General features: G+C 41.8%; 5 protein-coding genes and 1 pseudogene. All 6 read right to left on the bottom strand.

The genetic code is table 11. The annotated features are described in order from the left end of the window. Positions 1 to 847 (bottom strand): site-specific integrase (locus DW096_RS18930; RefSeq protein WP_120151114.1); only part of this gene is annotated, 847 nt, incomplete at its 3' end. 288 nt (positions 848 to 1,135) lie between these two features. Then, positions 1,136 to 1,315, bottom strand: a pseudogene (locus DW096_RS18925) (nucleotidyltransferase domain-containing protein); the annotation flags it as partial. A gap of 96 nt (positions 1,316 to 1,411) precedes the next feature. Then, positions 1,412 to 1,699 carry a HEPN domain-containing protein gene (locus DW096_RS18920; RefSeq protein WP_227212894.1) on the bottom strand — a complete coding sequence of 96 codons (288 nt, stop codon included), beginning with the start codon at positions 1,697 to 1,699 and terminating at the stop codon, positions 1,412 to 1,414. Positions 1,700 to 1,988: 289 nt separating this feature from the next. Further along, positions 1,989 to 3,116 (bottom strand): ATP-binding protein, encoded by a 1,128-nt coding sequence (locus DW096_RS18915; RefSeq protein WP_005825750.1) that lies wholly within the window; start codon positions 3,114 to 3,116, stop codon positions 1,989 to 1,991. Positions 3,117 to 3,310: 194 nt separating this feature from the next. Next, positions 3,311 to 6,007 (bottom strand): hypothetical protein, encoded by a 2,697-nt coding sequence (locus DW096_RS18910; protein ID WP_227212896.1) that lies wholly within the window; start codon positions 6,005 to 6,007, stop codon positions 3,311 to 3,313. A 364-nt stretch (positions 6,008 to 6,371) separates the two neighbouring features. Then, positions 6,372 to 6,890: tyrosine-type recombinase/integrase (locus DW096_RS18900; protein WP_147401834.1), on the bottom strand; the 519-nt coding region annotated here is incomplete at its 5' end.

Genomic DNA, 6,890 nt, shown 5'->3' with positions numbered 1-6,890 from the left:
AGGAGTGTCCCATGGCTTCCGATATGATTCCGGGGTGTATCTCGCAATGGTAAGCCATTGTGGCCCAGGTGTGTCTGGCTGCATAGGTACTGAGTGCCGACTGCATTCCCAGGCACTGCCTGAGTACTGCCAGCCGCTGGTTGAATCCCCTGAGTGCCGACTGGTATTCCCGGTATGCGGCTTCCGTGCCTTCCTCGCTCTGCAGGATGGGAAACAGATAGGGGGAGTCGGGGTTCCTGTTCGCCACCATCCTGACCATCTGCATGGCTTCGGGTGTGAGTGACACGGTCAGCGCCCGTCCCGTCTTCCGCCTTCTGTAAGACAGCACATTCCCCTGCAGGTCCCTTTTGTGCAGGTATGCCAGATCCACAAAGGGTATGCCCCTGAGCATGAACATGAGTACGAAGAAAATCCTTGTTTTCTGCTGTGTGTTTGGGAGCGTCCCTCCTTGCAGGCTCCTTTCCGTCTCCCTTACCAGGCTGCTGATGTCGGATGCCTCGAGCGCCTTCTTCCTGTCCGCCCGTGTGCCGGTATATACATGCTCGAACAGTCTGGGTACATACCGTATGTACTTTCTGTCTACCGCCCGATGATACACCGAGCGTACCGTCTTGATGTAGGTGGATACGGTGTTCCAACTGCAGTTCCTCTGCCTGAGGAAGTTTTCGAATCTCTTCAGTACGGTCGGGCTCAGCCCGCGCATGGGCATCGGCTGCCATTTGGTGAATGCCGAGAATGCATTCACCGCTGACTGGTAGATGTGTGCCGTCCCCCACCTGCCGCCTTCCCGGAGTTCCCCGATGACTGAGGAGAACATCTCCTGTAAGGTAATTTCATTTCTATTCATTTCCAATTTATTTATAAAAGGTTTATCTTACAAGTATATACAATTATAGCTGCAAATACAATGATTTCATATCCCTCATTTTTTGCAATATCAAGTGATTATTGCTGCAAGAGAAAAATGTTTAAGTCATGATAGGGATTGGATGAAGAAGGGAATAAGTAAGAGAAAAACGCTCAGGTATGTATTTCGCAGTACTTGGTATGGTACGAAGATTTAGGAGAAGAATATGCGTTGGAAGTAAAAAAGAATATAAATTATAGAAATAGATGGCATGTGATAAACAAGACTTCATTGTATTAGAATTCCAGTTTTTCTAATATCACAATAAAGAGGATTGTCCATATCTTCTGTAAGTAGGACTGGCTCTATAAGGTTACTTATCTTGCGTCTAAGTTTCCACAATAGAGGAGTATCTTTAAAATAATCGTCATCCAGGCGTTCTACTATCACAGCAATATCTATATCGCTGTCTGCTCTATAATTTCCTTTACTGTACGAACCATAAAGATAAAGGGCCTTTAATGGACTTCTCCGCTACCATTTCCTTATAGCGTTTGGCAAGGTTTATAGCTTGTTCTTTATCCATAATTGCAACTCTTTAGTTTGGCTCAAAAGTTCAGCACAGTATTCTTTGGTTAAGCTCTTCATTAATCTTTCTTTATAAGAGGGGTAACGGGCTTCTATATTAAGAGGTTCAAGTTTGTCTATAAAGGCTAACTGCTCCTCCGACAATTGCTTGTCCAATCCCGTTCTCTCCGCAAGTCTGGATAGTGGATGTATCTTTAGAGGAACTTCCATTAAGCAATTAGTCCAATATGCTTTGAGAATTTTCTCTATTGTTTGATGGCACATGAACCGACATAGAGATAACGGCCTGTAAGCAGCATTGCATTCGCTGTTTCCAAATCATAATCTGACATCTCAATCCAATAAGGTTACTTTACTATCCATATTTCGAGTCTTTAGAACAAAGATAGTTATTATCCTTCAAACAACAATGATTTGCTACAACATTTTATCCGTTGGAACCATATTGAAGGTATTTACTTTAGTCTTATAATTATATTTTGCAAAGCCTGCTGCATCTCTACTCATTTCTAAATTGTTTATAGAATGAATATAAGATTCAAGAAAGAAACCATTAAAGCTTATTCCTTTGCAACCAAAGTTGGAAGAACTGATCATATACCTGGTAAATGCCTTTATCATACGTAATAAAGTCTTTTTCCAGTAGTCCTTTTACAGCTGAAGAGACAGAACTGGCAGATTGCAACTTGTATTTACGTACAAAGTCACCGCTTGAGATAGCCTTAGCTTTTCCCTCTGCTGCTATTGCCATAAACACAATACGTTGCTTTTCGGGCATCTGATATAATAAGGCATCATAGGTATCGGCAGAAAAATCCAGAAGGTCGTTAATGGCAGTATCTATCATTGAGGGAATACATATTTCTCCAGTTCCGGTCATGGAAAATAAAATGTTCATAACCTTCTGCATATACGAAGTTATACCATTGAAGCGCTCATATAGCTCTGTTACCACTAATGTATCTAAGTGTTTGCTTGCTCGCTCAAAGTGCCTAAGGCAGAACTCCGCGTATTTATCAACAGAAATGGGAGGCAGGTTTATCAGTGTAACCGATTGGTAGAATGGACGTGCCGGAGAAGTAAACATTGCCCCCATCAGATGCCTATGGGACCCGGAGAAGACAAAGTGGGCATTGGAACAGCGTTGTATATGTGTCCGTAGTGCCGCTTCTATGTTGGGATCGTCTGCATATTTGGTTATTTGCTGGAATTCATCAATGGCGATTAGGCAAGGCTTCCCGGCATTATTCAGATAGGAGAATATCTCATCCAATGTTGCAGAGGGATTAGTTATAGCTCCCAGACCGATTCCCCAGGTAGGCTGTCCATTCATGTCGAATGTTATTTCGGAACGAAGGGAGGCCAGTACATTCAAGAAGGTACCCCATACGGATTTTCCTTTTGGACGTAGTTCATCCAGTACAGCCTTGCCGAAAACATTCACAAAATCGCGTACAGAGCTTGTGGCATAAATATCGATGATGAAAGTGTGGTAATGCTCCTTGATTTCCGGCTGTCCAAAACAATGCCGCAGCAAGTCTGTTTTGCCTAATCTGCGTGGGGAAATCAATGCAATGTTGTTCTCATTCGTCAAAAGTGAGACAATTTTAGCCGTTTCTTTCTCTCTGTCACAGAAATATTCCGGTGATACATAGCCGTTCGTAACAAATGGATTTTTCATATGATTACTTGTTATGTAGGCAAATATAGGAGAAATATTGCAATTGTCAAAAGATGATTATCATAAAATGATAATTATTATTTCCGGGAGTAAAGTTGTAGATATAAAAGAAGAAGAGATTGTGCACTGCATGGGGGAAAAAAAGAGGGTATTCCGCAAGGAATACCCTCAAATTTATCTATCTTCTGTATGTTTTACTTCTTCAAAGTAATTGTTACAGTAGTGGTTGTGGTAGCACCCCACTTGTCAAGTACAACGAGAGAAACCTTACATGGAACATCGTTCTGCAATGCAGTTTCTGCGCTCTTCTTCACTACTGAGAAGTAGGAGTAAGCATCGGTTCCAGTCGGAGCAAACTGACTTCCACTATGGTCTTCAATAGCCAGATATTCTTTGGCATTGTCGTCAGCCAAAACAACTTTCACACTTTGGATTCTGCTATCCATAGGCTCAGCTGTATCTGCTACATAAGTACTGCCGGATTTCTTATACATTTGAGTCAAGTTATAAGCCTCTCCGTAAACATCCTTAGCAGTGATGTTCTTCAAGCTAACCTTGATAGGACTAACACCATTGCCTGAAGCATTTGCAGCTGTAGTAGCTTCCAAGACACCTTCCTTGATTTCAGACTTAACTGTCAAGTTGAATTTATCTACAATCTTAGCGATGTGAACGTTGCCGAATACAGTGTAAGCAGCCTGGATTTCACGAGTTGAGTAAACGTTGTCTCTGTTGTCTGCATTCTGAGCATTGTCGTATACCTTAACGCTGATGTCACCAGGATTAGTCGGAGTTTCAACAATCCATGCAGCACAATTGTGTCCATCAATTTCGTGAAGAGTCTCAGTAAACGCTACATTACCCTTTTCAGTACCCATGTCTTTGTACAGCTTGAACAAGTTGTATTCCACATTTGTACCATTTGCTGAACCGTAAGCTACAGCGTTGTCACCAACGAAGTAAGCAGACAGTCTGCTGAACGGAGATACTGCAGATTCAGCCGGAGACTTGATAGTTACCTTAACAGGAATTTCAAAGGCGTTTACTGTGGCACCAGCTTTCTTCAAGCCCAATACAATTTGATAGCTTTCTTCAGCAGGGAATGCTTTAGTGTAATCGAAATTGAACTTGATGTACAACGGGGTCTGAATCTTAGAGCCAGCCGCTGAAACATATTGACCTGCACTGTTTTTAACATAAAGAGTGCTTGCATCAATTGTTGTAATCCAGCTTTCATCGAATGCAGTTCCATCCTTACCATATTTCACACCGTTTACTGTGATTGTCTTTTCAGTAAGAGCCTTGCCGTCTGCCCAAGTAATGCTTCCAACCTTTGCAACAGAAGGCAGGTCAGTGTCAGTTGAACCAGCCAAAGCTGCTTGAATATCACCCAATGGCAAGAAGAAATCAGCATTAGTTTTATTTACTGTCCATTCTACATCACCTAAAGTTGTTGAAGGAGCAACATATTTAAAGGTTACTGTAATAGTCTTGGCAGCTGCAGCTTCTGCAACAGTTCCATTTACTAACAGATAATTTACTTTAATATTAAGACTACCAGCCTTTTCAGCCTTAATCGTATTTCCAGATATAGTTGCACCAAGATTTGCTGCAGCAGTCTTATCGGCAATTTCAAAATAGTAATCAACGATATAAGGAGTCAAATCGGCAACAGCAGTACCATCAACAGTAGCAACAGCAGTATTTTTGAAGCATCCGATTAAATCAAGTTCCTTATTGATGTCAACAGAAAGAGCTTTCAGGCTAGTTACAGTAATTGCACTAACAGCCTTTTCTGTCACTTTTACATCATATGCGGAAGCGACCAAACCGTCGGCAGTTTCAGTCGTTAAAGCATAAGTTCCTGCAGATTTACCACAATTTGCTGTAGAAAGATACTCTACAGTCATATCGAATACACCCTTGTTCACTGAAGCTGCACGAGTCAATGCATCTTCAGTCATGTTAGCTACCGGATTAGTCACCTTGAAAGGCATATTACCTTTTGAATCGGACAAAACATAAGCATATTTAGTGGCATCGGCATCCTGAGGATTTACAATGGCACTTAATGTACTAGTCTGTGAAAGCAAAATAGCGTCTTTCTTATATGTTACATTATTAAATTTCACATCAGCACCCAATGCCTTACCATAGCTCATTGTAACATTAGCAGCTTCAATCCTACCGTCATTAATAGAAACCGCTTTCAAGCTTGTAATAGATGCGGCTTTGGGTAATTTGATGACAGCAGGTTCGCCTTCACCATTTTCACTTGTTGCAACGTGCAGTTCCCAGTAGCTGGTCTTATCTACGACATAAGTACTTGCGCCCATGGCAGAAATGCCAGTATCAGTGCCTACATAGTCATTCTTTTCAGCATCCCATTCGTAAGTCACCCAATTACCGGTTTCCTTACTGATAGAAGGAGCTTTAGCATTGATGCCATTTACTCCATTCTTACCTTCAGAGCAAATACCGGTATCTTCGTTGTTGATGATGAAATTTTTAGTAACTGGATCGATGGTGATTGTAGCAGCATCACCCTTATCCCCTTTATCACCTTTAATGGTTCCAATGGTGCTAGTAGTATTATCACTCCAAGTGATTGTAATACCATCACCATTTTTCACAACGTTGGTAACAAACTTACCATCGCCCACTTTTGCCTGCAAGTCGCTGATTGAAGCCTTGATACCAGTCAACTCATTGTTGATCTGATCAATGTCATCATCATAGTCCTTACAAGACGTGAAAGTTCCTGCAGTACCAACCATTAAGGCACTAAACAGGATTACACTTAGAAACTTCTTGTTCATAATTGAAAACTTTAAATTTATAAATTTAAAAAATAAAAAAGTGAATAATCTCTCATTTTCATTCCCTTTCACATAGTTGTTGATTATATGATTTTTTCCGTTACTTCGCAGGTAATGAAATCTTGTTAATTCCATTAATAATCAAGGAATAAGGATAAAATAGGTTGGGTTTGTTCAAAATAGTAAAAATCAGCCCGTTAGGATATTGGAAAGAGGATTGAAAGTCCAGAAAAGTGACAGTGGGAAAGTGATGAAATGAGGCTTTCAAAGAATGAAAGTGTGTATTTTTCAGTTCAAAAGGTTGAATGACAGTATATTGATAGCACCGATTGGAGCTCCGTAAAGACAACGCCATTCCGTTCCTCAAAACTCATTTTGAAGACTCCGGAAAATGCGCAACAAATCTATTCTATCCTATCAAAAGAAGTAACGTCTTTTATACTGTACACGCTCCGCTTCTTACAAAAGAAATTACCCTCTGGTTGGCCTCGTCAATCTTTCTGTTGCTGAAAGGCTTCAGATAGGTTTCCGTCACCGTGATGGAGGAGTGTCCCATGGCTTCCGATATGATTCCGGGGTGTATCTCGCAATGGTAAGCCATTGTAGCCCAGGTGTGTCTGGCTGCATAGGTGCTGAGTGCCGACTGCATTCCCAAGCACTGCCTGAGTACTGCCAGCCGCTGGTTGAATGCCCTGAGTGCCGACTGGTATTCCCGGTATGCGGCTTCCGATCCTTCCTCACTTTGTAATATGGGGAATAAATAAGGAGAGTCCTTGTCCTTGTTTGCTATTATTCTCACCATCTGCATGGCTTCGGGTGTGAGTGACACGGTCAGCGCCCGTCCCGTCTTCCGTCGTCTGTACGATAGTATATTTCCCTGCAGGTCCCTTTTGTGCAGGTACGCCAGGTCTACGAAGGGTATGCCCCTGAGCATGAACATGAGTACGAAGAAAAT

Source organism: Bacteroides sp. AM07-18, from assembly GCF_003602695.1.
Lineage (GTDB): Bacteria > Bacteroidota > Bacteroidia > Bacteroidales > Bacteroidaceae > Bacteroides > Bacteroides uniformis.
The sequence above is the reverse complement of the archived record's forward strand: the minus strand, read 5'-3'. Positions and strand labels throughout refer to the sequence as shown.